At 66.6% G+C, this 26,325-nt stretch carries 23 protein-coding genes; 13 read left to right on the plus strand and 10 right to left on the minus strand.

The window, feature by feature from the left end:
* Positions 1 to 170 precede the first annotated feature (170 nt).
* Positions 171 to 824 (plus strand): HAD family hydrolase, encoded by a 654-nt coding sequence (locus AC2ITM_RS03375; protein ID WP_486468418.1) that lies wholly within the window; start codon positions 171 to 173, stop codon positions 822 to 824.
* Positions 825 to 999: 175 nt separating this feature from the next.
* Here the strand turns inward: AC2ITM_RS03375 and AC2ITM_RS03380 are convergent, their stop codons facing one another.
* Positions 1,000 to 2,640, minus strand: coding sequence for an alpha-amylase family glycosyl hydrolase (locus AC2ITM_RS03380; RefSeq protein WP_486468419.1), 1,641 nt, complete (start codon positions 2,638 to 2,640; stop codon positions 1,000 to 1,002).
* A gap of 312 nt (positions 2,641 to 2,952) precedes the next feature.
* Between AC2ITM_RS03380 and AC2ITM_RS03385 the strand changes: the two genes are divergently transcribed.
* From AC2ITM_RS03385 to AC2ITM_RS03410, 6 genes are all read left to right on the plus strand, one after another.
* Positions 2,953 to 3,864 (plus strand): nucleoside hydrolase, encoded by a 912-nt coding sequence (locus AC2ITM_RS03385; RefSeq protein ID WP_486468420.1) that lies wholly within the window; start codon positions 2,953 to 2,955, stop codon positions 3,862 to 3,864.
* Between the two features lie 574 nt (positions 3,865 to 4,438).
* Entirely contained in the window at positions 4,439 to 5,503 is a 1,065-nt protein-coding gene (gene cyoA / locus AC2ITM_RS03390; protein WP_486468421.1) for a ubiquinol oxidase subunit II, read from the plus strand.
* Complete coding sequence (gene cyoB, locus AC2ITM_RS03395) at positions 5,493 to 7,490, plus strand: cytochrome o ubiquinol oxidase subunit I (protein ID WP_486468422.1); 1,998 nt, start codon at positions 5,493 to 5,495, stop codon at positions 7,488 to 7,490. Before cyoA ends, cyoB begins: the two co-directional genes overlap by 11 nt.
* 2 nt (positions 7,491 to 7,492) lie before the next feature.
* The gene (gene cyoC / locus AC2ITM_RS03400) at positions 7,493 to 8,134 is read left to right on the plus strand and encodes a cytochrome o ubiquinol oxidase subunit III (protein ID WP_486469386.1); all 642 of its coding nucleotides are present in this window, start codon (positions 7,493 to 7,495) and stop codon (positions 8,132 to 8,134) included.
* Position 8,135: 1 nt separating this feature from the next.
* A complete protein-coding gene (cyoD, locus tag AC2ITM_RS03405; RefSeq protein WP_486468423.1) occupies positions 8,136 to 8,561 on the plus strand; it encodes a cytochrome o ubiquinol oxidase subunit IV in 426 nt (141 codons plus the stop codon).
* A 91-nt stretch (positions 8,562 to 8,652) separates the two neighbouring features.
* Complete coding sequence (locus tag AC2ITM_RS03410) at positions 8,653 to 9,384, plus strand: SURF1 family protein (protein WP_486468424.1); 732 nt, start codon at positions 8,653 to 8,655, stop codon at positions 9,382 to 9,384.
* 1 nt (position 9,385) lies between these two features.
* Here the strand turns inward: AC2ITM_RS03410 and AC2ITM_RS03415 are convergent, their stop codons facing one another.
* Positions 9,386 to 11,230 (minus strand): adenine deaminase, encoded by a 1,845-nt coding sequence (locus AC2ITM_RS03415; protein WP_486468425.1) that lies wholly within the window; start codon positions 11,228 to 11,230, stop codon positions 9,386 to 9,388.
* Positions 11,227 to 11,871: a phosphoribosyltransferase gene (locus AC2ITM_RS03420; RefSeq protein WP_486468426.1), complete on the minus strand. Its 645-nt coding sequence runs from the start codon at positions 11,869 to 11,871 to the stop codon at positions 11,227 to 11,229. Before AC2ITM_RS03420 ends, AC2ITM_RS03415 begins: the two co-directional genes overlap by 4 nt.
* Positions 11,872 to 11,940: 69 nt before the next feature.
* Here AC2ITM_RS03420 and AC2ITM_RS03425 point away from each other — a divergent pair, with 69 nt between their 5' ends.
* A complete protein-coding gene (locus AC2ITM_RS03425) occupies positions 11,941 to 13,110 on the plus strand; it encodes an amidohydrolase (protein WP_486468427.1) in 1,170 nt (389 codons plus the stop codon).
* Here AC2ITM_RS03425 and AC2ITM_RS03430 read toward each other — a convergent pair.
* From AC2ITM_RS03430 to AC2ITM_RS03460, 7 genes are all read right to left on the minus strand, one after another.
* Positions 13,107 to 13,982 (minus strand): nucleoside hydrolase, encoded by an 876-nt coding sequence (locus tag AC2ITM_RS03430; protein WP_486468428.1) that lies wholly within the window; start codon positions 13,980 to 13,982, stop codon positions 13,107 to 13,109. The genes AC2ITM_RS03425 and AC2ITM_RS03430 overlap by 4 nt on opposite strands.
* Positions 13,979 to 15,292: an amidohydrolase family protein gene (locus AC2ITM_RS03435; protein WP_486468429.1), complete on the minus strand. Its 1,314-nt coding sequence runs from the start codon at positions 15,290 to 15,292 to the stop codon at positions 13,979 to 13,981. Before AC2ITM_RS03435 ends, AC2ITM_RS03430 begins: the two co-directional genes overlap by 4 nt.
* Positions 15,289 to 16,350 (minus strand): ABC transporter ATP-binding protein, encoded by a 1,062-nt coding sequence (locus tag AC2ITM_RS03440; protein WP_486468430.1) that lies wholly within the window; start codon positions 16,348 to 16,350, stop codon positions 15,289 to 15,291. The genes AC2ITM_RS03435 and AC2ITM_RS03440 overlap by 4 nt, the downstream gene beginning before the upstream one ends.
* 5 nt (positions 16,351 to 16,355) lie before the next feature.
* Positions 16,356 to 17,144: an ABC transporter permease gene (locus tag AC2ITM_RS03445; RefSeq protein ID WP_486468431.1), complete on the minus strand. Its 789-nt coding sequence runs from the start codon at positions 17,142 to 17,144 to the stop codon at positions 16,356 to 16,358.
* Between the two features lie 4 nt (positions 17,145 to 17,148).
* Positions 17,149 to 17,976, minus strand: coding sequence for an ABC transporter permease (locus tag AC2ITM_RS03450; protein ID WP_486468432.1), 828 nt, complete (start codon positions 17,974 to 17,976; stop codon positions 17,149 to 17,151).
* A gap of 120 nt (positions 17,977 to 18,096) precedes the next feature.
* Positions 18,097 to 19,113 (minus strand): ABC transporter substrate-binding protein, encoded by a 1,017-nt coding sequence (locus AC2ITM_RS03455; RefSeq protein WP_486468433.1) that lies wholly within the window; start codon positions 19,111 to 19,113, stop codon positions 18,097 to 18,099.
* 262 nt (positions 19,114 to 19,375) lie between these two features.
* Positions 19,376 to 20,041: a DUF1028 domain-containing protein gene (locus AC2ITM_RS03460; protein ID WP_486468434.1), complete on the minus strand. Its 666-nt coding sequence runs from the start codon at positions 20,039 to 20,041 to the stop codon at positions 19,376 to 19,378.
* A 101-nt stretch (positions 20,042 to 20,142) separates the two neighbouring features.
* Between AC2ITM_RS03460 and AC2ITM_RS03465 the strand changes: the two genes are divergently transcribed.
* Genes AC2ITM_RS03465 through AC2ITM_RS03485 form a run of 5 tightly spaced genes read left to right on the plus strand, consistent with a single transcriptional unit; the run spans position 20,143 to position 26,268 of the window.
* Positions 20,143 to 21,732, plus strand: coding sequence for an ABC transporter substrate-binding protein (locus tag AC2ITM_RS03465; RefSeq protein WP_486468435.1), 1,590 nt, complete (start codon positions 20,143 to 20,145; stop codon positions 21,730 to 21,732).
* Positions 21,733 to 21,772: 40 nt separating this feature from the next.
* Positions 21,773 to 22,720, plus strand: a complete 948-nt coding sequence (locus tag AC2ITM_RS03470) for an ABC transporter permease (RefSeq protein WP_486468436.1) — start codon at positions 21,773 to 21,775, stop codon at positions 22,718 to 22,720.
* The gene (locus AC2ITM_RS03475; RefSeq protein ID WP_486468437.1) at positions 22,717 to 24,582 is read left to right on the plus strand and encodes a dipeptide/oligopeptide/nickel ABC transporter permease/ATP-binding protein; all 1,866 of its coding nucleotides are present in this window, start codon (positions 22,717 to 22,719) and stop codon (positions 24,580 to 24,582) included. Before AC2ITM_RS03470 ends, AC2ITM_RS03475 begins: the two co-directional genes overlap by 4 nt.
* Complete coding sequence (locus AC2ITM_RS03480; RefSeq protein ID WP_486468438.1) at positions 24,579 to 25,535, plus strand: ABC transporter ATP-binding protein; 957 nt, start codon at positions 24,579 to 24,581, stop codon at positions 25,533 to 25,535. The genes AC2ITM_RS03475 and AC2ITM_RS03480 overlap by 4 nt, the downstream gene beginning before the upstream one ends.
* A complete protein-coding gene (locus AC2ITM_RS03485; RefSeq protein WP_486468439.1) occupies positions 25,504 to 26,268 on the plus strand; it encodes a FadR/GntR family transcriptional regulator in 765 nt (254 codons plus the stop codon). Before AC2ITM_RS03480 ends, AC2ITM_RS03485 begins: the two co-directional genes overlap by 32 nt.
* Positions 26,269 to 26,325 lie beyond the last annotated feature (57 nt).

Raw genomic sequence — 26,325 nt, forward strand, 5'->3', positions numbered from 1 at the left:
GTCTGGCAGGTTCCGCAACGCTTGCCCATGGGGCACGGCGCCTGCCGCAGGGGCGGGCGGGGCCGCGATGACTTGCCCTTGGGGGCGTGGCGCCGTTACTCTGACCCCAAACCGACCTCTTGAGGGAGAGCTTCCTTGATCCGTTTCCCCCGCCGCGGTGCCCTGCGCCGATGACCGCAGACTTCCCCCATGCCGCCGTCCTGTGGGACATCGACGGAACCCTGGCCGACAGCGAACCGCTGCACCTTGAGACCTTCCGCCGGGTGGCGGCTTCGGTCGGGGTGACGCTGCCGGATGACTTCCACGAACGCACCATCGGCCGCAGCGAGGAAATGTCGCTGGCCCTGCTGCAGCAGGATTACGGCCTGCCGCTGGGGATGGCGGAATGGACGGTGCGCCGCTTTGCCGACTACATCAGCCACACGGACGAGATCACACCCTTTGCCCAGACCGTGACCCTGTGGCAGCAACTGCAGGCGCTGGGCGTGCCGCAGGCGCTGGTGTCGAATTCCGATCGCATGATCGTGGCGGCGAACGTCCAGCGGCTGGGGCTGGACCGGCCGGGGCTGGTCTGCGTGACCCGCAATGACGTGGTGCAGGGCAAGCCCGCGCCGGAACCCTATGAACGCGCGGCCCTGCTGCTGGGGGTCGATCCGGCCCGCTGCGCCGTGGTCGAGGACAGCGCCACCGGCATGCGCGCGGGCCTTGCCGCCGGCGCCACCGTCTATGCCGTGCCCCATGCCGAGGGCGATCTGCCCGAGGGCATCCGCCCCCTGGCCGCGCTTTTGGCCATGGTGCCCGCCGACCAGGGCGAAACCGTCTGATCCAGACCGGGGGCGTCGCTTCTGCTCGGGGTCCGGTGCGCTGCGCCGGGCCCCGTTCCGTTTGGGCCGCCTCCTGTTCGGGCCCCCTCTGTTCGGGCCCCGATGTTCCAGTGCTCGTGTTGCAGTTCGTGTGCCGGGGCGCCCTTGTCCGGGCGCCCGCGGTCCCGCCCCCTGGTCAGGCGCTGCGCGACAGCAGCATGAAGCCCCAGCCGGGCAGGACGGCCTGCGGGCCGGGGGGCACCGCGCCGCTCAGCCCGGTGCCGATATCGGTCCAGCGGCCCTCGGGCAGGGTCAGGGGCAGGGGATCGGGGCCAAGGTTGAAGGCGCAGAAGACCTCTTCCGTGGCATCCTTGCGGCGGAAGCACAGCAGCGCGCCGGTGCCGGTCATCTCGGGCGTGGCGCCGGTGCGTAGCACCGGATGGTCGCGGCGCAGCGCGATGGCCGCGCGGTAGTGGTTCAGCAACGAGGCCGGATCGGCGCTCTGGCTGTCCACCGCCATCGCCGCCTGCACAGGCGAGACCGGCAGCCAGGGCTTGCCATAGCCAAAGCCCGCATGGGGCGCGCCTGCCTCCCAGACCATCGGGGTGCGGCAGCCGTCGCGGCCCTTGAACTCGGGCCAGAACTCGATCCCGTAGGGGTCCTGCAGGTCGTCATAGCCCACCTCGGCCTCGGGCAGGCCCAGTTCCTCGCCCTGGTACAGGCAGGCCGAGCCGCGCAGGCACATCAGCAGCGTCGAATAGGCCCGCAGGCCCTCGGGCGTCAGGTGCCAGCGGCTGGCATGGCGCACCACGTCATGGTTGGAATAGGCCCAGCAGGCCCAGCCATCGGGCGCCGCATGGTCCAGATCCGCCATCACCTGCGCCACGTAATCGCCGCGCGGCGCATCGCCCGACAGCAGCTCGAAGGCGTAGCACATGTGCATCATGTCGTCGCCGGCAGTGTATTCGCCCAGGATCTCCAGCCCGCGCTGGTCATCGCCCACCTCGCCCACGGCGGCGGCACCATAGGGTTCCATCACCGCGCGCAGGCGGCGCAGGAAGGCCAGGTTCTCGGGGCGGGACTTGTCGAAGAGGTGTTCCTGCCAGGTGTAGGGATTGACCGAAGGGGCGGTCTTGGATTCGCGCCGTTCGGGCGGCAGGGCGGGGTTGTTGCGCAGTTCCTTGTCGTGGACGTAGAAGTTGATCGTATCCAGCCGGAAGCCGTCGACACCCCGGTCCAGCCAGAACCGCGCCACATCCAGCAGCGCATCCTGCACTGCAGGACAGTGAAAGTTCAGGTCCGGCTGCGAGGTCAGGAAATTGTGCATGTAGTACTGCATCCGCGCGCTGCTCCACTGCCAGGCAGAGCCGCCGAAGATCGACAGCCAGTTGTTGGGGGCGGTGCCGTCGGGCTTGGGATCGGCCCAGACGTACCAGTCGGCGCGGGCATTGTCGCGGTCGGTGCGGCTTTCGGCGAACCAGGGATGCTGGTCCGAGGTATGCGACAGCACCAGGTCGATCATCACCCGCAGGCCCAGTTCATGCGCGCGCGCCACCAGCGCGTCGAAATCGCTGAGGGTGCCGAACATCGGATCGACGGAATAGTAGTCGCTGACGTCGTAGCCGAAATCCTTCATCGGCGAGGTGAAAAACGGCGAGATCCAGACCGCATCGGCCCCGAGGCTGGCGATATGGTCCAGCCGCATGGCGATGCCGGCCAGATCGCCGACGCCGTCATTGTTGCTGTCCTGGAAGCTGCGCGGATAGATCTGGTAGATCACCGCGCCGCGCCACCACGGGCCGCCACCGGGCACTTCAGTCCTGAGTTGGGAAGTCATGGGCATCATCCTGTCTGACGGGGCGGCCCGCAGGCCGGTCCCCAAGTATGTCTGCGCGGGACGCCGGCCGATCAATGGCTTGCGACAGCGCAGCCGCCCGGTGCACGCGGAATGTCCCCGCGCTGCACAAGGCGGCGCCTTCGCGGCCCCGCACATCGGAAAACCAACCCCTTTGGGGCGGGGGCTGTTCCCTGCGACGGCGGCGGGGCAGGGTGACGCGGCGGGCAGTGGGGCGGCCGGACAGGCCCTGCGTGCCATGGTACGCGTGTAATGGATTGACGGCGCTCGCGCGGCGCAGCACATCCTTTTCCCATGAAAATGATCATCGACACGGATCCGGGCGTTGACGACGCCATGGCGATCCTCTTCGCGGCACTGCATCCCGGGATCGAGCTGCTGGGCCTGACCACCGTCTTCGGCAACGTCACCGTTGAACAGGCGACGCGCAATGCGCTGCGCCTGGTCGAACGGGCGGGCCTGGATATTCCCGTGGCCGAAGGCGCGGGCCAGCCGCTGGTGCTGCCCCCGTTCGAGCCCGCCCATATCGTCCACGGCCCCGAGGGCTTTGGCCACCTGCCGGCCGAGACCCCCGCGCGCAGCCCGCTTGCGGAATCCGCGCCCGCGTTCCTGGTCCGCATGGCCCGCGAACACAAGGGAGAGCTGGTGCTGTGCCCGGTGGGTCCGATCACCAACGTCGCCGAGGCGATCCGGCTGGACCCGGAATTCGCGACGAATGTCGACCGGATCGTCCTGATGGGCGGCACGCTGGATGCGCCGGGCAATGTCTCGGCCGTGGCCGAGGCCAACACCTGGCACGATCCCCATGCGCTGGATGTCGTGCTGGCCTCGGGGGCGAAGGTGGTGGTCGTGGGGCTGGACGTGACGATGCAGGTGCTGCTGCAGGCCCCCGATTTCGACCGCCTGGCCGAGGCCCATCCCGAACACGGCGGCTTCCTGAAGGCCATGAGCCACTTCTACCTGGAGTTCTATCACTCCAAGGGAGAGGTCGGTTGCGGCCTGCATGACCCGATGGCCGTGATCGCCTGCCTGGAGCCCGATCTGTTCACCATGGAAGAGGGCCCGCTGGCCTGCATCCTTGAGGGAGACGAGATCGGACGCGTGGTGCGCGCCCCCGACAGCAGCCGCCGGCCGGCCCTGACCTGTCTGGATTGTGACCCCGCCGTGATCGCCGAACGCTTCTTCGCGCCCTTCGAAGCGGACTGAAAACCGCTCGGCCGAAGGGGCCCAGTTAACCTTTTCGGCCGAGTCGCCCTGCCTGCCGTCGCGTCGCCGGCAGGGCGCGATATCATGAAAACGATGCCAACTAGCGTCAGTTTACCTTAAAACATCACAACTCTGTGTTGAGCCGCACCTGTTTTGTCATGTCCCCATCGGGAACCTGTCATGATCTGAGTGCATGGCGCAGGATCGTAAAAGGTTAACGCACCTCGCTGTAACGTGTTCTGCACGTGACCGGCCGGGTCTGGTATGCGGGCTGCGGGATGCCCATCTTTTGCCAGCGATTTCAGCGCCGAACAGCCGTTTCCCAAGGCGGAACGCAGGGACGGCATCAGGGTTATCAAAGCTATGTTGCGGACGGGATTCGCAGATCAACCAGAGGGCGAATTCCGCAAAGCCTCTTTCGGTGCGGCACATTGACGCCTACTGCTGCGACGCACACAGCCGTATCGCACGGGGTGTTCCCACGACGCGCCCATCGTTCTATAGACGCGCCGCAACCTTCCCGCCGGTCGTAGGGCATCGTTCCTTGCGGCCGTGTAGCCTCATGAGACGAACATTGCTGAGACCCTGGAAAATCCTAGTCGCGCTGGCCATGACTGCCGCGCTGTCGGGATGCCGGTATGAGGTGCTCTTCCCCAGCGGCTGGGTAGCCGCGCAAGAGCGCAACCTGCTGGTCATCTCGACTGTAATCATGTTGATCGTCGTCATCCCTGTCGTGGTGATGGCCATCTACTTCCCCTGGAAATATCGCGCTGGCCGCCCTGACAAGAGCGACTACGAGCCCGGGTTCACCCACTCGAACAAGATCGAGGTCGCCGTTTGGGGCGTGCCGATCCTGATCGTGATCGCCCTCGGTATCTTCACCGCGATCTATACCTACCGGCTCGATCCGTACCGCCCGCTCGACTATGCGGGGATGGAAAACAAGGACAAGCCGATCGAAGTCCAAGCCGTGTCGCTGGACTGGAAATGGCTGTTCATCTACCCGCAGTACGGCGTGGCTTCGGTGAACGAGCTGGCGATCCCCGCCAACCACCCGATCGACATCAAGCTGACCTCCTCGACGGTCATGAACACCTTCGCGGTTCCGGCCCTGGCCGGCATGATCTACTCCATGCCCGCCATGGAGACTCAGCTGCACATGATCGCCAACAAGGAAGGCACCTTCGAGAGCCGCTCCGCCCACTACTCGGGCCCGGGCTTCTCCAAGATGACGTTCCAGACGATCTCGATGAGCGACGGTGATTTCGCTTCCTGGATCAAGAAGGCAGGCGAGGCCAATGCGCCGCTGACCCGCGCCTCCTACCTGAAGCTGGAAAGCCCGACCATCGCAGAGCCCGTGCACTTCTACTCGTCGGTCGAAGACAACCTCTTTGATCGCGTGGTGGGTCTGTGCGTCGAGCCCGGCAAGGTCTGCGTCAGCACCATGATGATGCAGGACAAGCAGGGTGGCGGCGGCAAGGCCGGCATCGACGCGAAGGCGCAATACGAGTACGATAACCAGCGCGCCATCGACAGCTTCGGCAACCCGATCGGCAAGGCGGACGACGTCAAGCCCGAGAAATCCCACGACCAGGAAGTATCCTCCCTGGAAATTCAGCGAGGGACGAATGTCAACTGAAGTCACCCATTCCCCCCAGGAAACGTGGTCGCCGCTGTTCGGCCGGCTGACGCTTGACTGGATCCCCTACCACGAGCCGATCCTGGTCGGCACCTTCGCGGGTGTCGCCGTTGCGGGCATCATCGTCTTCGCGCTGATGACCTACTACCGGCTCTGGGGCAAGCTCTGGACCAACTGGGTCGTCTCGATCGACCACAAGAAGATCGGCATCATGTACATGGTGCTTGGCTTCATCATGTTCGTGCGCGGCTTTGCCGACGCCATCATGATGCGCCTCCAGCAGGCCCTGGCCGCCGGTGGGCACGAGGGCTATCTGCCCCCGCACCACTTTGACCAGGTGTTCACCGCCCACGGCGTGATCATGATCTTCTTCGTCGCCATGGCCTTCATCACCGGCATCATGAACTTTGTCATGCCGACGCAGATCGGTGCCCGCGACGTGGCCTTCCCGTTCCTGAACAACTTCGCGTTCTGGATGACGGTTGCGGGCGCGCTGCTGGTCAACATCTCGCTGTTCATCGGTGAATTCGCCCGAGTCGGCTGGCTGGCGTTCCCGCCATTGTCGGACGCGGCCTATTCGACCGGGCCGGGCATGGACTACTACCTGTGGGCGCTGCAGATCGCCGGCATCGGGACGACCATTTCGGGCGTCAACCTGCTGGTCACGATCTTCAAGATGCGCGCACCGGGCATGAAGCTGTTCGACATGCCGGTCTTCACCTGGACCGCGCTGTGCACGAACGTGCTGATCGTCGCCGCCTTCCCGGTTCTGACCGTCTCCCTCGCGCTGCTGCTGCTTGACCGTTACGTCGGCACGCACTTCTTCACCAACGACCTTGGTGGCAACGCGATGATGTACGTCAACCTGATCTGGATCTGGGGCCACCCCGAAGTTTACATCCTGATCCTGCCGATCTTCGGTGTCTTCTCCGAGGTCGTCGCGACCTTCTCGGGCAAGCCGCTGTTCGGCTACAAGACGATGGTCTGGGCGACCATGGCCATCATGGTCCTGTCGTTCATCGTCTGGCTGCACCACTTCTTCACGATGGGCTCCGGCGCGGATGTGAACACCTTCTTCGGCATCACGACGATGATCATCGCCGTGCCGACCGGTGTGAAGATCTTCAACTGGCTGTTCACCATGTACAAAGGCAACGTGCGCTTCGAAGTGCCGATGCTGTGGACCACCGGCTTCATCATCACCTTCGTGATCGGTGGCATGACGGGCGTCCTGCTGGCCGTTCCGCCGGTCGACTTCCAGCTGCACAACTCGCTGTTCCTGATCGCGCACTTCCACAACGTGATCATCGGCGGCGTGGTGTTCGGCGTCTACGCGGCCGTCACCTACTGGTGGCCGAAGGCCTTCGGCTTCAAGCTGCATGACGGCATCGGCCGTGCGACCTTCTGGTTCTGGTGCATCGGCTTCTATGTCGCCTTCATGCCGCTCTATGCGCTTGGCCTGATGGGTGTGACCCGCCGGATGCAGTCCTACATGGACACCGCCTGGCAGATCTACTTCATCATCGCCCTGATCGGTGCGCTGTGCATCTTCACGGGCATCCTGCTGGCCTTCTTCAACTTCTTCTACTCGACCATCAACCGGAAGAAGCTGGCCTGCGGTCCCGACCCGTGGAACGCCCGGACCCTGGAATGGGCAACCCAGTCCCCGCCCGCCTACTACAACTTCCCGCAGGAAATTCACGTGCGCGGCAAGGACGAGTTCTGGCGGATGAAGCAGGAAGGCTTCAAGTGGTCGGATCACTACAGCCCGATCCACATGCCCAAGGACACGGCAACCGGCGTCATCATGGCCTTCTTTGCCCTGATCTTCGGCTTCGCCATGGTCTGGTACATCTGGTGGCTGGCGATCCTGGGCTTCGTGGCCTGCATCGCAACCGTCATCGCCCATACCTTCAACTACAACCGTGATTACTACGTCCCTGTGTCGGAAATCGCGGAAATTGAACGCAAGGGAACCGTCGCATGACCATGATCGACACCCCCCTGACCGGACGAGTGGAGGGGCCTGCTGGCCCCTCCCACCCGGCCGACGCCCACGCCCACGATCACGGTCATCACGACAGCCCGACGCCGCTTGGCTTCTGGGTCTACCTGATGAGCGACTGCATCATCTTCGGCACGCTCTTTGCGACCTATGCCGTTCTGGGCTACAACTATGCAGGCGGCCCCGCGCCGAAGGACCTGTTCGAACCGGGCTTCGTCCTGATCGAAACCGCCTTCCTGCTGATCTCTTCGGTGACCTTCGGCGTGGCGATGCTGCGCGCGGAAGCCGGCAAGCTCGACGCCACCTCGCTGTGGCTGATCATCACCGCCGTCTTCGGCGCCGGCTTCATCGGCATGGAACTCTATGAATTCCATCACCTGATCGAAGAAGGCGCGGGCCCTGACCGTTCGGCCTTCCTTTCGGCCTTCTTCACCCTGGTCGGGACCCACGGGATGCACGTGACCGCCGGTCTGATCTGGCTGGTGACGCTGTCGTTCCAGCTGCGCATGCACGGCCTGACCGAGGCCAACATGCGTCGTCTGGGCACGCTCAGCATGTTCTGGCACTTCCTCGACCTGGTGTGGATCGGCGTCTTCTCCTTCGTCTACCTGGTGAGGCTGATCTGATATGAGCACTCCGACCACGCACAGCCACGGCACGATGGGCAAGCTCATGATGGGCTTCGCCATGTCGATCATCCTGACGATCATCCCCTTCGGTGTCGTCATGGGGAATCCGGCGATGTCCTCGGGCATGAAGATCGGGATCATCATGGGTCTGGGCGCCATCCAGATCATCGTGCACCTGGTGTACTTCCTGCACCTCGACGCCAAGGGCGAGGGCGGCTGGACGCTGGCTGCCACCTTCTTGGCGCTCATCATCCTGGTCATCGTCATGGCAGGCTCGCTCTGGGTCATGCACAACATGAACGAGTACATGATGCCGATGCCGAACGACATGAAGGCCCTGATGAACGCCCAGGGCGGCGAGGCGATGCCGCTGGATCTGCAGAACATGCAGCACGGCGGCACCGAAGCCACCACGGGCAACTAAGCCCCGGGCCTTCGGCCTGACAGTATCGACGGGGGGCGGGCAATCCGGCCCCCGTTTTCGTTTCTGACCTACTGATGGGAAGGCGCCCGCCATGACGCGCAACATCCGCTGGCCGCTGACGATCATCGTCACGCTGTTCGCCCTTTTCGGGCTCTGGGGCTTTGCCAGCCTCGGGATCTGGCAGGTGCACCGCCTGCACTGGAAACTGGACCTGATCCAGCGGGTCGATGAACGGGTCCATGCGGCGCCTGTCGCGCCCCCCGCCAAGGCCGACTGGGCCGGTGTCACCACCGACAGCGCCGAATACCTGCATGTGACCCTGACCGGCCATTTCCTGCAGCAGGACGAGGTCCAGGTCTACACGCCCTCCGATTTCGGGCCGTCCTACTGGGTGATGACGCCGCTGCAGCAGGCGGATGGCACGCAGGTCTGGATCAACCGCGGTGTCGTCCCCGAGGCGATGCGCGCCCCCTCGGCCCATCCCGCCGCGCCCGAGGGCGAGGTGACGGTGACGGGCTTGCTGCGGATTTCGCAGGCCAAGGGGTGGCTTTTCTCGCAGAAGGATGATCCGGCGGCGGGCAAGTGGTATCGCCGCGACATCGCCGCGATGAGCCAGGCCAAGGGCCTGACCGATGCCGCGCCCTATTTCATCGACCAGGCCGAGGTCCCCGGCACCGACTGGCCCAAGGGCGGCCAGACGGTGATCCAGTTCCGCAATTCGCACCTGTCCTACGCGATCACCTGGTTCGCGATGGTCCTGCTGGTGGCGGCCTGCTACGGCTTCTTCCTGTGGACGGAAATGCGTCCCCGGGACGAGGACTGATCTACCAGACGACCGGGTGGGTCTGCCCGGTCTGCACCTGCACCAGCCCCTCCGGCGCATGGTCGGAGGGCGCGACCAGGTTCCACCGCCAGGGCGAGCAGGTCAGCGTCGCAAAGGCCAGCCGTTCCGGGAAACCCGGCGCCCAGCGGGGGTGGAACGAGGGTTCGAACATCCACTCCACCTGTTCGCCCGCCGCATAAAGCGCCGCCATGTCCGCCGCCAGTTCGGTGGCGGGGCGGGCGGTCATCAGGCCCGCGATCTCGTAGGGGACGCGGGCGGTGATCTCTCCGCGATGGACCAGCACCCAGCCGCCCTGCATCTGGGCGCAGGCATTGACCGCCAGCGCCATCGCCGCATCCGAGGACCCCACGGCCCAGACATTGTGCTTGTCATGCGCCATCGAGCAGCACAGCGCCGTGTCGGGATCGCGCGGGCCGCAGCCCAGCCAGAACATCTTCGAGACCGAGGCCGTGCCGCTGTAGCGGTCGATGATGGCGAACTTGGTGATGTTGCGCGTCGCGTCGCGCTGCACCAGGCCCTGGGCCACCGGCAGCTCATAGGTCAGGAAATCGTCGGTCCAGTGGAACGGGCGCAGCACGGCGGCCTGTGCGGTGGCACCGTCGCGGGGGGCGGGGATGGCGAAATCCTGCGCCGTGAGGGCCCGGCCGATGTTGACGGTCTGGCGCGCCCAGTCCGGCCAGTCGATCTTCGGCACCTCCAGCAGGTAGTCGGTGCCGTCCGAGGCCTGCCGGCCGTCGGCCCAGACCTCGGCGATCTCGAAGGTTTCGACATCCGACAGAAGGACGATATCGGCAAAGCGGCCGGGCGTCAGCGATCCGACCCAAGGGGTCAGCCGCATGTGCCGCGCCGGGTTGATCGTGGCCAGCTGGATGGCCTTTTCCGGCGACAGCCCCGCCTCGATCGCCATGCGGACGTTACGGTCGGTGGCGCCTGTCGCCAGCACCTCCTGCGCGGGGCGGTCGTCCGTTGCCAGCGCCACCTGCGACCAGTCGGTCAGGCCGCGGTCCAGCAGGCCCGCGATGATCTCGGGGCCGGTGTGGATGCGGATCTCGACGAAAAGACCGGCCTGCAGCTTGTCGAAGGCTTCTTCGGCGGTCCAGGCCTCGTGGTCCGAGGCAATGCCCGAGGCCGCGAAGGCGTTGATGTTGGGCAGGTCGCGAATGCCCGCCGCGTGGCCCTCGACCACGGCGCGGGCGGCCCAGGTGGCCTCCATCATCGACCACAGGCGGTCATGGGCGGGGTTCTGGGGGTCCGACACGGCGGGCCAGTCCATCACCTCGTCCAGACCGGCGGCCATCAGGCTTTGGGTCAGGAAACGGGACTGGTCCTGCCCGTCCAGATGCGCGCCATGTTCCCAGGCGGTGGGCGGCACGGCCGAGCCGGGCAGGGGAAAGATCTTCAGCGGCGATCCGGCCCGCGCCGGGGCCAGCCAGAAATCGAGCGTCTTCTGCGGCACCACGTTCGAGAACTCGTGGCTGGCCTCGCAGGTCCAGGTGTTGCCGCGTGGAATGACCAGCGCGGCCTCGTATTCCGGGGTGACATGGCTTGATTCGATATGCTTGTGGACCTCGCCCAGACCGGGCACGGCCGACAGGGCGGGGCGCTCGACGGTCTGCAGGGCGGTCCCGGCAAAGCTGCCACGGGGCCCGACAAAGGCGATGCGTCCGGCGTGGATCGCCAGTTCGACATCGGTGCGCCAGAGGCCGGTGTTGGTGTCCAGCAGCCGGCCCACCCGCAGCAGCAGGTCAGCGGGCTGGCGGCCCAGGGCCACGGCGATCAGGGTCTGGCGGAGGCGGGCCTCGGCGGCGGCGGTGATCTCGGTCATGCCCAGCCCTCGGGGGTTTTCGCCAGGATCGGCGTGGCGAAGGCGCCTTCCACGGGGACGGCACCGACATGGGATTGCCAGCCGGTGCCCTGCAGCATCGCCGCGCCGATGGCGACGGGGGTGACGCCCACCAGATCCATCAGCCGCAGCACGGCGGCGATGGACTTGCCCGAGGACAGCACGTCATCGACCACCGCCACCCTGCGCCCCTTCAGCAGCGGCAGCATCCGCGGATCGATGTAAAGCCGCTTGCCACCGGTCGGCGTGGTGATCGACGACAGCTCGACCGAGAGCGCCTCGTCGTACCAGAACTTGCGGCTGGTCCCCAGCGGCACCAGACGGGCATGGCCCAGACGGCGGGCGACGGCCTCGGCCAGGGGCAGGCCCAGGGTGGGCACGGCGATGATCACCTCGGGGGCATAGCCCTGCAGGCCGGTGGTCACGCGCTCGGCGATGGCATCCAGCACCGGGAAACTGGCCTGGTTCAGGATCAGCGAGGCCGTGCCGCGCGTGCCCTCGGGCAGGGTGCGGATCGGCAGCAGCAACTGGTGCGCCCCCATCTGCACGACAAAGGTTTCCCCGTCCGGCTGCACGCCGGGTGCCAGGTCTTCATGCAGCTCTTGCCAGACATCGGTCCTCACGCCGGGTCCCCCCTTGAGATTGCGCGCCACGGGCTTACCCTCGCGCCGATCCGGATGGGAGAGCAAGCCATGACAAACGTGACGATGGACCAGGATACCCTCGCGGAACTTACCGCGTTCCGGCGCGATCTGCATGCAAATCCGGAACTGGGGTTCGAGGAACGCCGCACCGCCTGGCTGGTCGCCCAGCGGCTGGAGGCCGCCGGGATCGAGGTGACGCGCGGCCTTGGCGGCACCGGCATCGTCGGCACGCTGCGGCGCGGATCGGGGAACCGGGCGATTGCCCTGCGGGCCGATATGGATGCGCTGGCCATGCCCGAGGAAACCGGGCTGCCCTATGCCTCGACCAGCGCCGGCAAGATGCATGCCTGCGGCCATGACGGCCATACGACGATGCTGCTGGGCGCGGCCGAGGCACTGGCGGCATCGGGCGATTTCTCCGGCACGGTGCATTTCGTCTTCCAGCCCGCCGAAGAGGGGCGCGGCGGTGGCGCCGCCATGATCGCGGATGGGTTCCTTGAGCAGTTCCCGGTGGATGCGGCCTATGGGCTGCACAACATGCCGGGGCTGGATCTGGGGGTGATCGCGGCGGTGACGGGGCCTCAGCTGGCCTCGTCCGACAGCTGGACGGTGACGTTCCGCGGCATCGGTTCGCACGGCGCCAAGCCCCATCAGGGCCGCGATGCGGTGACGGTGGCGGGGCAGTTCCTGGGCCAGGTGCATTCCATCGTCGCGCGCGAGGTCGATCCCCTGGAACCCGCCGTGATCAGCGCCTGCGCGCTGGAGGCGGGCGATTTCAACGCCCTGAACGTCATCCCCGAGGTCGTCCGCATCGGGGGCACCGCGCGCGCCTATTCGACGGAGGTGCGCGACCATCTGGAAGAGGCGATCGGCCGCCATGCGAAGGGTCTGGCCGCCAGCTACGGGATCGAGGCCGATTACACCTTTACCCGCCGCATCCCGCCGGTCGTGAATGCCGAAGCCCCGACCGAGGCCGCCCGCCGCGCCGTGCGCGCGAAGATGGGCGCCGATCTGCTGCGCGAAAGCTTTCCGCCCTCGACCGCGGGGGATGATTTCGCGGAATTCGGCACAAGGGTGCCCGGCTGCTATGTCTGGCTGGGCATGGGGGAAACGCGGGTGAACGGCCAGCACCACAACCGCAACTACGATTTCAACGATGCCTGCATTCCCCATGGCGTGGCCTTCTGGCGTGCCATCGTGGAAGAGGAACTGGCCTAGGCGGCCAGCCCCTCCAGCAGCTTTGCGCGCAGGGCGGGGGCATCAAGGCCCATCGCTACGCGGACCTGATGCGGCCCCTCGACCAGTGCGCCGATCCCGTCGACCTGCAGGGGGCGGGTCTCGACCCGGAAGAGGTCGGGGTAGAGCGCGTAAAGCGGCACGCAGGGGTCATGCAGCGGGCGGCTTTCACGCTCGGTCTCGCCGAAATAGGCCTGCACCAGATCGGCCGAGGTGACGGCGGCGACCTGTCCCGTCGCCCGCAGCGCCGAAAGCCAATTGGCATCGGCGCGGAACTGGCGGGTGGCGTCCAGCGGGATCAGCGTCAGATCCAGGCCCGAATGCAGGACGCGTTGCGCGGCTTCGGGATCCTGGCCCAGGTTGAACTCGGCCCGGTTGCCGGGGCCGAAGTTGCCGTGGGTCTCGACCGCGCCGCCCATGGCGATGATCCGGCCGATGCGGGCGGCGGCCTGCGGCGCCTGATCCAGCAGTAGCGCGATATTGGTGAGCGGCCCGAGGCAATGCAGATCAAGGCTGCCCGCCGGGTGATCCATCAGCAGCCGCGTCAGCGCCGGGATGGCGGGGCCGGCGGGGCCTTCGGCGCTGGCGGGCAGCACCACGCCGCCCAGACCGTCATCGCCGTGGATCGCCAGCTCGGGTTCATGCGCGCGGGCCAGGGGGGCATTGGCGCCGGGATGCACGGGCACCTGCGCCCCGGCCAGCGCCACCAGGTTCAGCGCATTGGCGGTGGTCACGCCCAGCCCGATGTTCCCAGAGACCGAGGTCAGCGCGGCGACCTGCAACAGCGGCGAGCGCAGCGCGAACAGGATTGCCAGCGCATCATCAAGGCCGGGGTCGGTGTCGATGACGATCATTGCAGATGCTCCCGGTCGATCTCGGTAATGCGGGCGCGGAAGGTTTCCGCGACCTGCAACAGGTCCGCCATGGCCTTGCGGGCATCCAGCGTCAGGACCTTGCGGTCCTGCATCAGCCAGCGTCCCGCGACCATGGTACCCCGCACGTCGCTGGCCAGCGTCGCAAAGACCAGCATGGAATAGATGTCGTAGATCGGATGCAGGCGCGGATCCTCCAGGCTGATGCGGATCAGGTCGGCCTGCTTGCCGGGTTCCAGGCTGCCGATGCGATGGGCCATCCCGAGGGTCGCCGCGCCCTCGGTCGTGGCCATGCGGATCACGTCGATACAGGGTAGGGCGCCGCGGGTCCCGGCGGCGATCTTCTGGAACATGCTCGCAGGGCCGAACTGGGCGAAGAGGTCCAGCGTATTGCCCGACATCGGCCCGTCGGTGGCGATGCCGACATTCACGCCGCGTGCCCGCAGCCCGTTGATCGGCGCGATGCCCCGCCCGGCCTTGCCGTTCGAGCGTGCATTATAGGCCACGTTCACCCCGCGCGCCGCCATCAGGTCCATGTCGGCTTCGGTCGGATACATGCAATGGGCGGCGACCAGATGGCCGTTCAGCAGGCCCGCGCGGTCCGCGACCTCGACCGTGGTGCAGCCGTGTTCGCGTTCGGCCCAGTCCAGCTCTGGCTTGGTCTCGGCCAGATGCATCTGGACGGGCAGAGCGCGGGTTTCGTTCCAGCGCGCGACCCGGGTCATCACCTGCAGACCGGTGGAATAGGGCGCGTGCGGTGCGGCCGAGGCGGTGATGCGCGGATGATCCGCGTAAAGATCCGCCAGCGCGTCGAGCCGGGCAAAGCCTTCCTCCATCGAGCCATGATCGGGGGCGGCGAAATTCGCCAGCGTCTGGCCGACCACGCCGCGCAGGCCGCTTTCGTCCAGCACCGCACCGATGCGGTCCTCGAAGTAATACATGTCCGCCACGCAGGTGACGCCGCCGCGGATCATCTCCAGCGCGGCAAGGCGGGCGCCGGTTTCCACCACATCCGCCGTCACAAGGGCGCGTTCCAGCGGCAGGATGTAGCGGAACAGGCGGTCATCCACGTCCTCGCCCAGGCCGCGGAACAGGGTCATCGGCATGTGGCAATGCGGGTTCACCATGCCGGGCATCAGCAGGTCGCCGCCCATGTCCTGCACCTCGCCCTCGGGCGGGGTGCCGCTGCCAAGCGCCGCGATCCGGTCGCCGTCAAGGGCGATCCAGCCGCAGGCGTGCTGGGTCAGGCCCGCATCCATGGTCAGGATGCGGGCATTGGTCAGGATCCTCATGCCGATTTGGCGGGCAGCAGGCAGCACTGCTCGGGCAGGGGGATCAGGTTGACGTGCAGCCCCTCGTCATAGGGGGCGGTCAGCGGGCCGTTGGCCTTCACCTCGCCTGCGGGGGTGGTGCACTGGTACTGGTAGGCGCGGCCCAGATAGGTGCGCAGGCCCAGCGTCGCGGGGATGCCCCATTCGGTGGTCGAGACCGCCAGCCCCTCGGGGCGGGTGGCCAGGATGAAATCGCGCGAGGGCAGGGTGAACTGCGATTTCGGGAAATCGAGCGTGGCGCCTCCGGCCATCTCGGCGCGCACGGCATCGCCCGCCTCGCTGATGGCGCGCATCGGGATCATGTTCTCGAAGCCCACGAAATCCGCCACGAAGGCATTGGCAGGGCGGGAATAGAGGACCTCGGGGGTATCGAGCTGCATGATCCGGCCCGCATTCATGATCGCCACCCGGTCCGAGATGCTGAACGCCTCTTCCTGGTCATGGGTCACGTAAAGCGCGGTGGTGCCGTTGGCCTGCTGCAGGCGGCGGATTTCCACCCGCATGTCCACGCGCAGCTTGGCGTCGAGGTTCGAGAGCGGCTCGTCGAACATCAGGAGCGGCGGCTCGATCACCAGGGCGCGGGCCAGGGCCACGCGCTGGCGCTGACCGCCCGACAGGTTGGCGGGGTAACGGTCGGCCAGATGGCCCAGGCCCACGCGCTCGATCATGTCATCGGCGCGGCGGCGGCGCTCGGCCGCGCCGACCTTGCGCTGCTTCAGCCCGAAGGCCACGTTGTCGCGCACGCTCAGATGCGGGAACAGGGCGTAGGTCTGGAACACCAGCCCGATGTCGCGGGCATGGGCGGGCAGGCGCGTCAGGTCGCGATCGCCCAGCCTGATGGTGCCCGAGGTGGGCTCCAGAAAGCCTGCGACCAGCCGCAGCGTGGTGGTCTTGCCGCAGCCGGAAGAGCCCAGCAGCGACACCAGTTCGCCTTCGGCCACATGCAGCGACAGGTCTTCCAGAACCTTGGTGGATCCGTAATGGGCGGTGATCTGTTCGAGGGACAGGGAAACGGTCATGTCGGTCACTTCGTCAGGAAGGTCAGGCCAAGGGTGCGTTCGACGACGGCCATGACGGCCACGGTCACGAACATCAGCAGCACGGAAACCGAGGCGATGGTCGGGTCGAAGAACTGCTCCATATGGGCCAGGATCTGGATGGGCAGGGTGGAAACGCCGGGGCCGGTCAGGAAGATCGACACGGACACGTCGTTCAGCGAGGTGATGAAGGCCAGGATGAAGCCCGCGATGATGCCGGCGCGCACGTTCGGCAGCACGACGGTGAAGAAGGCCTTCCAGCGCGGGCAACCCAGGCTGATCGCGGCCTCTTCCACCGAAAAGTCGAAGGCATTCAGCGAGGCGCCCACCACCCGCACGCAATAGGGCAGCACCAGCAGCGCATGGCCCACCAGCAGCGAGGCCATGACGGGCACGTCCATGCCGATGGCCACGGTCTTCATCAGCGAGAAGCCCAGCACGATTTCCGGGATCAGGATCGGCAGCACGTAGATGTTGCCCAGAAAGCGCGGCAGCTGGATGCGGTAGCGCGCCATGGCATAGGCCGCCGGGATGCCGATGCACATCGACAGCGCCGTGCCCCCCACCGCGAGCTGGAAGCTGGTCCACATGGTGCGCGGGAAGGCCGAGATGGCAAAGACGTTGGCATACCAGTGCAGCGTCAGCCCGCGCGGCGGGAAGGTCAGGAAGGTCGAATTCGACAGCGAGGCGCCGATGATGATGATCAGCGGCCCGATCAGAAAGACAAAGACTGCGGCCGCGAAGGCGATCAGCAGGGGATGGGTCTTGGTTTTCATGGTTTTACCCCGCAACCGGGTTCAGGCGCTGCGCCAGTTTCGACATGATCAGGACGGTGATCAGCGTCACCACCACCATGACCGCGGCAATGGTCGAGGCCCCGACCCAGTCGAAGGTCACCATGGCGCGCTGATACAGGAACGTGCCCATCATCATCTGCCGTTCGCCGCCCAGCAGCTGGGGCGTGGCGTAGCTGGTGAAGGAGCCGGTAAAGACCAGCACCGATCCGACGATCAGCCCCGGCACCGCCATCGGCAGCACCACCTGGCGGAAGGCGGCGGCGGGTTTCGCGCCCAGGCTGGCGGCGGCATCGGTCAGGTCCTGCGGGATGCCTTCCAGCACGCCCACCAGCGTCAGGATCATCAGCGGCACGAACAGGTAGACCATGGCGATCGTCACGGAAAACTGGGTGTAGAGCATGTCGAGCGGCTCGCTGATGATGTGCAGGCGCATCAGCGTGTCGTTGACGATGCCGTTCTTGCCCAGGATCACCAGCCAGGCGAAGGAGCGCACCACCACGCCGGTCAGCAGCGGGAAGACCGCCGCGATGATCAGCAGGGATTTCATCCTGGCCGGTGCCTTCGACACCACCCAGGCGGTGATGAAGCCCACGAAGACCGAGACCGCGGTGGTGACCAGCGCGACCTCCATGGTGCGCCACAGCACCCGCATCCGCAGCTTGCTGTCGAAGAAGGCGGCATAGGTGCTGAACGGGCCCTTGGGGGCGCCGAAGGTCGTGGCCAGCGTCGAGATCACCGGGATGCCGAGGCAGATCAGGACAAGCAAAAGCGCCGGGGCAGAGAGGACCCAGGCGCGCTGACGGGGAGACATTGGCTGCTCCTTCTAGGGGATGGGCTGCAGGGAGCCAGAAAATCAAGACGGGACGCGGGGGGCATCCCTCGCGTCCCGGTTCAGGTCAGGCGGCGGAACGGCGGGCGTTCCGCGCTGTGATCACATGCCGAAGATTTCGTTCCACTGGTCGATCCAGTCGGCCTTGGCGGCGTTCATCTTGCTGTAATCCATGATGTTCAGCGCGTCGATCTGGTCCTTGCCATAGGTCCACAGCTTGGCCTGATCGGGGGTCAGCTTGACGTCCATATTGATCGGCGCGTCGATGCCTTCCTCGGCTTCTTTCTGCTGCACCTCGGTCGAGAGCAGGAAGTCGATGAACTCGTAGGCCAGGGCCTGGTGCTCGGATCCCTTGGGGATGTTCACCGTGTTCAGGACGGCGATGTCGCCTTCCTTCAGCTTGGCCCAGGTCATCGTGGGCACCGCGTCCTGCAGCGACTTCAGGGTGAAGTCCTGGGTCATGGTGACGGCCATCTCGCCGGTGGAGGCCAGGTTCACCATCTCGGAGCCGGTGTTGTAGTTCTTCACGACGTTGGGCTTGAGGGCTTCGATCGCCTTGAAGGCGGCGTCGGAGTCCTCATAGGCGTCGACGCCCGCGTGCTTGCCGGCCTCGACCACGAACATCGGGCCTGCGGTGGTGGTGATGCCCGGCAGCGAGATCTTGCCCTTCAGGTCATCGCGCCACAGGTCGTTCCACGAGGTGATCGGGGCGACGGTCTTGGCGTCGTAGACGATGCCGATGCGGCCCACGGTATAGGCCGGGCCATAGCCGCCCTGGGGATCGCGCGCCTGCGGGTAGATCTTGTCGAGGTTGGTCAGCTTGCTGTCGTCGAACTTGGCGAAGACGCCGTTCTCGATGCCGATCTGGGAATAGCTGTCGGAGAGGAAGATGACGTCGACGCCCTTGCCGCCGCGCGCGGTCAGCTTGCCCAGACGGTCGGCGTTGTTGCCGGTTTCGAACACCACGTCGCAGCCGCACTTCTTCTTGAAGGGCTCGATGATGTTGGCGTTCAACTTGTCGCCGTTGTAGCCCCACCAGGAGATGGTGAGGGTTTCGGCCTGCGCGGCGGCGGCCGAGGCCACCAGTGCGAGGGCGGAGACCACGAGAGATGTCTTCATGTCGCTGACCTGTCGTTCCTGAAGTGTAAAAGCCCGGGAAAGCGGCCGCGCCTGCCCGTAGATGCCGGGATTGAGTAGAGGCGTATGCCGGGGTTTCAAGTCAACTGTGACTCTGCCGTCGCGGGAATTTTCCTGCTTGTGCGCATTTGATCACTTCTTGAGCAGTCGTGCAATGACGGCAGCCGGTCGGGGGGCGCTGCCCCCATCGCTTCTGCGAAGCGATTCCCCCGGAGTACTTGGGGTCAGATGACGGGGAACCGGGTCAGTCGAGGCCGCGGTGGGGGGCATTGAGGGTGGGGACCTGGGCGGACCAGAAAGCGTAGTCGCCGCGGGTGGCGCGGGCCAGAAGGTCTGACAGGGCGCCGATCGGGTCGGTGGGGTGGTGGTCGATGCGCAGCGTCAGCGGCGCGTGGTCGGGGTGCAGGACCAGCAGGGCGGTGGACAGCAGGCCGCGGCTGTCGCTGCCGGCCGCCTGTCCGGCCGCGAGGGCTGCGATCAGGCGGTCGGGGACGGGACCCGGGGTGGTCTGCCAGGCGCGGGCGGTGGCGGTCAGCACATCGGGAGAGGAGAGCAGGTTGCCCGCCACGATGCCGTGGTCGAAGGCCAGGCTGCCCTTGTGGTCGCTGTTGCCGGTGCCGGTGAAGCAGGCGGTCCGGCCCTGCAGGTCAAGCGCCGAAAGCTGCCGGTCCTGGCGGCCGGTGTCGGGATCGGTGATGCGGGGTACGGCCTGGGGCGCGGGGATGTCCTGCCGCATCAGGGTCAGCACGTCTTCGCCCCAGAAGGTCGAGGGTGAGGCCCCCTGGGAGGCCGACATCCCGGCATCGAGCGCACCGCGCAGCACCCAGCCGCCGACGCAGAGCGATCCGGTGGCGGCGGCCCCTGCAAGGGTGCCTGTTTCGGGGTCCTGCACAAGAATCGAATAGGTCATGATCCGCCTTCATCCGTTTCGGGCGAATTTATCATGAATAATTTGACGGGGCAATTTATCATGATAATTTTCGAGTCGAACCAACAGGGGGAGTGCCCGAGATGACATCTGCACGCTGGACACGCCGGGGCTTTCTGGGCCTTGCGGGATCGACCATGGCAGTAAGCGCGCTTGCGCTGGCGGCCGCGCATCCTGCCCTGGCGCAGGCGCCCGCGGGGGTGCTGATCGTCGGCCAGATCGCCGAGCCGAAGTCTCTGGACCCGGCCGCCGACACTGCGGTCAACGATTTCCGCATCCTGGTGAACCTTTATGACGGGCTGGTGCGCTACAGGTCCGGCACGCTGGAGGTCGAGCCGGCACTGGCCGAGACCTGGGAGATTTCCGGGGATGGCACCGTCTATACCTTTACCCTGCGCGAGGGGGTGACCTTCCATGACGGCACGCCCGTCGATGCCGAGGCGGTGAAGTTCAACTTTGACCGGATGCTGGTCGAGGATCACCCCTATCACGACACCGGCCCCTTCCCGCTGGCCTTCTTCTTCTCGGCGGTGAAGACGACCGAGGCGGTGGATGCGAGGACGGTGCGCTTTACCCTGAATGAACCCTATGCGCCCTTCCTGTCGAACCTGGCCTATCCGACGGGGCTGATCGTGTCTCCGGCCGGGGTGAAGGCGGGGGGCAAGGATTTCGGCCGCCAGCCGGTGGGTTCGGGACCGTTCAAGTTCAGGGAGTGGCGCTCGAACGAGGCGGTGGTGCTGGAGAAGAACCCCGATTACTGGGATGGCGCGCCGCAGCTGGAGGCGCTGGTCTTCCGGCCCATCACCGATGCCAATACCCGCGTGGCCGAGATGCTGTCGGGCGGCATCGACATGATGGTCGAGGTGCCGCCGACCTCGCTGGCGCAGTTCAGGACCGATGATTTCAAGCTGGCCGAGCAGGCCGGGCCCCATGTCTGGTTCCTGATCCTGAACATGAAGGAGGGCCCCTTTGCCGACAAGCTGCTGCGCCAGGCGGCGAATTACGCGATCAACAAGAAGGCGCTGTGCGAGGATGTGCTGGAGGGGACGGCGGCAGTGTCGAACGGGCCGGTCGCCCCGGCGTTCTCCTGGGCCTATGACGACAGCCTGGAGCCCTATCCCTACGATCCCGAGAAGGCGAAGGCGCTGATCGCGCAGTCGGGCGCCACGGATCTGTCGGTGACCTTCTACGTGACCGAAGGGGGATCGGGGATGCTGGATCCGATCCCGATGGGCACCGCCATCCAGGCGGATCTGAAGGCCGTGGGGTTCGACGTGAAGATCGAGACCTTCGAATGGAACACCTTCCTGGGCAAGGTGAACCCCGGGCTGCAGGGCAAATGCGATATGGCCGAGATGGCCTGGATGACCAATGATCCCGATACGCTGCCGTTCCTGACCCTGCGCAGTGCGGCGATGCCGGATCAGGGGGGCTTCAACTCGGGCTATTATGCCAATCCGCAGGTCGATACGCTGCTGGAACAGGCCCGGCGCGAGACCGACCAGGGCAAGCGCGGCGCGCTCTACCGGCAGATGGCGCGGATCGTCCATGACGATGCGCCATGGGTCTTTGTCGCCAATTGGAAACAGAACGCGGTGACGTCCAGCGCGGTGCGGGATTTCACCCTGCAGCCCTCGTTCCTGCTGGAACTGGGCAAGGTCTCGAAGGTCTGAGCCACCGGGGGCGTCGCCGCCCAAGAGAGGAGGCAGGTTCATGCCGGGCTACATCCTGAGGCGCCTTGCCTCGGCCATACCGGTGGTGCTGGGGATCACGGTGATCGTCTTTCTGATCATGGCGATGATCCCCGGCGATCCGGCCACTGCCATTCTGGGCAGCTATGCCACGCCCGACAATGTGGCGCGGATCAATGCCGCGCTGGGGCTGGATAAGCCATTGGTGCAACGGTATTTCATCTGGCTGGGCCATATGCTGACCGGCGATTTCGGCCGCAGCTACGCGCTGAACCGCCCCGTGCTGGACGAGATCCTGGACCGTTTCAGCGCCACCATGGTGCTGGCCGGGACCAGCTTTGTGCTGTGCGCGGTGCTGGGGGTGCTGGCGGGCGTCGTCTCGGCGGCGCGGCAATATGGCTGGGCGGATCGGGCGATCACCTTCGTGGTGCTGGTGGGGATCTCGGTGCCCAGCTTCTTTCTGGGCATGATGATGATCCTGATCTTCGCGGTGCGGCTGAAATGGCTGCCCGTTTCGGGGATGTATGCGATCTATGGCGGCGGCGATCTGGCTGATCTGGCGCGCCATCTGGCGATGCCGGCGCTGGCGCTGGCCGCGGTTGCCACCGGCGTCATCGCGCGGATGGCCCGATCCGCCATGCTGGAGGTCCTGCGTCAGGACTACATTCGCACCGCCCGCGCCAAGGGCCTGCCCGAGCGCCGGGTGATCCTGCGCCATGCGCTGAAGGCGGCGATGGTGTCGGTGCTGCCGGTGCTGGGGCTGCAGGCGGGCTTCGTGCTGTCGGGCGCCGTTTATATCGAGATGGTCTTTCAATGGCCCGGGGTGGGGCGGATGCTGGTCGATGCGATCCTGAAACGCGACATCCTGCTGGTGCAGGGCGGGGTGGTCTTCGTGGCGGCCTGCTACGTGGTCTTCAACATCGCGGTGGACGTGGTGCAGGGCCTGCTGGACCCGAGGATCAAGGCATGAGGCCCTTTCTGCACCTGCTGCTGCGCAACCGGCTGGCCGCATTGGGGGGGCTTGTGATCACGGCCATCCTGGGGCTGGCGCTGGCGGTGCCGCTGCTGCCGCTGCAACCGCCCGACGTGACCGACACAGCCGCCCGTTTCGCGCCGCTGCTGACCCCGGGCCATCTGCTGGGTACCGACAACCTGGGCCGGGACCTGCTGTCGCGGCTGTTGCACGGCACCCGCCTCAGCCTGGCGGTGGGGACCGTGGCGGCGCTTGGCGCGGCGGTGACGGGATCGGCGATCGGCATCGTCGCGGGCTATTTCGGCGGGCGGACCGATGCGCTGATCATGCGGCTGATCGACATGCTGATGGCCTTTCCCTACATCCTGCTGGCCCTGGCCATCGTCGCGGCCCTGGGGCCGGGGCTGGTCAATGCGCTGATCGCGGTGGCGGCCGTCAACGTGCCCTTCTTCGCCCGCAACATCCGTGGCCTGACGCTGGGCCTTGCGGGGCGGGAATTCATCGACGCCGCCCGGCTGTCGGGCCTGGGCCACACCCGCATCATCCTGTCCGAGCTTCTGCCCAATGTCCTACCGGTCATCGTCATCGGCATCTCGACCACCATCGGCTGGATGATCCTTGAGACCGCGGGCCTGTCATTCCTGGGGCTGGGCTCGCAGCCGCCGCAGGCCGATCTGGGCTCGATGCTGGGCGAGGCGCGGGCGGCGCTGATCACCGCGCCGCTGACCTCGGTCGTGCCGGGGGTCATGATCTTTCTCATCGTCATGTCGATCAACCTGCTGGGCGACGGGGTGCGCGACGCGCTGGACCCGCGGCTGAAATCCGGCGCCCTGTCGCGGCCGCGTGCGCGGACCCTGGTCGCGCGCGACACCATCCCCGAACGCCCGCAGCAGGGGGTGCTGGATCTGCAGGAGCTGCAGACGCAGTTCCATCTGGGGGGCCGGGTGTTTCGCGCGGTGAATGACGTGTCGCTGCATGTGAAGGCCGGGGAATGCCTTGGGATCATTGGCGAAAGCGGATCGGGGAAATCCGTGACGGCGCTGTCGGCGATGGGGCTGGTGGCCTCGCCTCCGGGTGTGATCACAGGCGGCGCGGTGCGCCATGACGGCGATGACCTGCTGGCGGTGCCGGACCGGACCCTGCGCGCCCGGCGCGGTGCCCGCGTGGCCTATGTCTTTCAGGACCCGCTGGCGACGCTGCATCCGCTGTTCACCGTGGGCGACCAGCTGGTCGAGGCGATCCTGGCCCACCGCGCCATGCCGAAGGCCAAGGCCCGGGCCCGCGCGCTTGAGATGCTGCGCGCGGTGCGCATCCCCAATCCTGCCCACCGCCTGGACGATTATCCGCACCAGATGTCGGGGGGCATGCGTCAGCGCGCGGGCATCGCCATGGCGATGATCAACGACCCCGAGGTGCTGATCGCGGATGAACCGACCACGGCGCTGGATGTCACCGTGCAGGCGCAGATCCTGTCGCTGCTGGATGCCCTGCGGCGCGAGCGGGGGCTGGCGATCGTGTTCATCACCCATGATTTCGGCGTTGTGGCGCAGCTGTGCGACCGGGTGGCGGTGATGTATGCGGGCCGCATCGTCGAAGCAGGCCCTGCGGCGCAGATCCTGGCCGCCCCCGCGCATCCCTATACCCGGGCCCTGATCGACTGCGTGCCGGAACTGGGCGGCGGCCGGCGCCGGCTGTCGGCCATCCCCGGCCTGCCGCCGATGGTCGATGCCCTGCCCGAAGGCTGCGCCTTTGCCCCGCGCTGCGCGAAGGCGCAGGAGGCCTGCCGCAGCGGTGACATTCCCTTGCGCGGCAAGGGGCGCTCGGTGCGCTGCCTGTTCCCCGAGGAGGCCCCCGCATGAGCGCCCTGAGCATCACCGATCTGTCCAAGACCTTTGCCGTCTCGGGGGGCCTCCTTGGGCGCGCCCGTCCCGGGGTGCGCGCGGTGCGGCCGATGTCCCTGACGGTCGAGCAAGGCGAAACCCTTGGCATCGTGGGGGAATCGGGCTGCGGGAAATCCACCCTGGCGCGGATGCTGGTGGGGCTGACCCCGCCCACGACGGGGCAGATCCAGATTGCCGGACGGGATCTGGATACCCGCGATCCGGCTGCCTTCGGGCGGCTGATCCAGTATGTCTTCCAGGACCCGATCAGCAGCCTCAACCCGCGCAAGACCATCCGCCAGATCCTGGAGGTGCCGTTGCAGCGGCTGCACGGCCTGGACCGCGCCGCCCGGCAGGCCCGCATGGCCGAGATCCTGCAATCGGTGAACCTGAGAGAGGATTTCCTGGACCGCTATCCGCATGAATTCTCGGGCGGGCAGGCGCAGCGCATCGGCATTGCCCGGGCGCTGGCGGCGGCCCCGAAGATCCTGATCCTGGATGAGCCGGTCTCGGCGCTGGATGTGTCGGTGCAGGCGCAGGTGCTGAACCTGCTGGGCGATCTGCAGCGCGACCTGGGGCTGACCTATCTGTTCATCTCGCATGACCTGGCGGTGGTCGAGGCGATCGCCGACCGGGTGGCGGTGCTGTATTTCGGTGCGGTGGTCGAGGTCGGCCCGGCGGAACGGATATTCAATTCGCCCCGCCATCCCTATACAAGGCTTCTGGCAGAGAGCGCGCCCGTCGTCGGCCGCCCCCTGCGCCCACCCGAGCAGACAGGCACCGAACTGCCCGATCCGCTGAACCCGCCCCCGGGCTGTGCCTTTGCCGGCCGCTGCCCGCGGGCCACCGACCTGTGCCGGGGCCAGGACCCGGCCCTGCGCCCGATGGGAGAGCACCAGCTTGCCGCCTGCCACCACCCGCTCGAAGCCTGAAGCGAAGCTGTCGCGCCCCTCTGCCGTGGCCGAGGCGATCAAGGACATGGTGGTCGCACGCGGCCTTCAGCCCGGCGACCGCCTGCCCAGCGAGCCCGAGATGATCGAGACCTTCGGCATGGCCAAGGGCACGATCCGCGAGGCGATGCGCATCCTTGAGGCACAGGGGCTGATCCGCACCCGCACCGGGCCCGGCGGCGGGTCCTTCGTCCATGCGGTCAGCACCGAACGGGCGACGGCGCTGCTGGGCAACTACTTTTACTTTCAGGACCTGACGATCGGCGATGTCTACCAGGTGCGCCGGGCGCTGGAACCGGAACTGGCCGCCGCGCTGGCCGGGCGGCTGTCCGATGAGGTGCTGCAGGACTTGCAGGCGATCACCGCCGCCTATGCCGAACCCGCCGCCTCGGCCGAGGAGGAGCGCGCCCAGCACATCGCCTCGTTGCGCTTTCATGCGGTGCTGGCGGCGCAGGGCGGCAACCGCCTGCTGAGCTTTGTCATCGAATTCACCGTCAAGCTGTTGACCGACATCACCGTGTCCCGCCAGCTTTACGCCCCGCCGAACCCCGAGCTGTGGCGCCAGGGGCATGATTACCACCGCCGCCTGCTGATGGCCCTGCGTGAAGGCGATGCCGGTGCCGCCCGGGCGATCATGAGATCCCACATGGAAACCGCCTGGGCGCTGATGGGCGACCAGGAGGCAAAGGCGCTGCAGGGCTTCATGGGGGAATAGCTGTCCAGATATGACTTCCTCTAGCTAAGCGTACACCCGCGGGTGGCATACTGTCAT

Source organism: Pseudooceanicola sp. NS-SX9, from assembly GCF_057380705.1.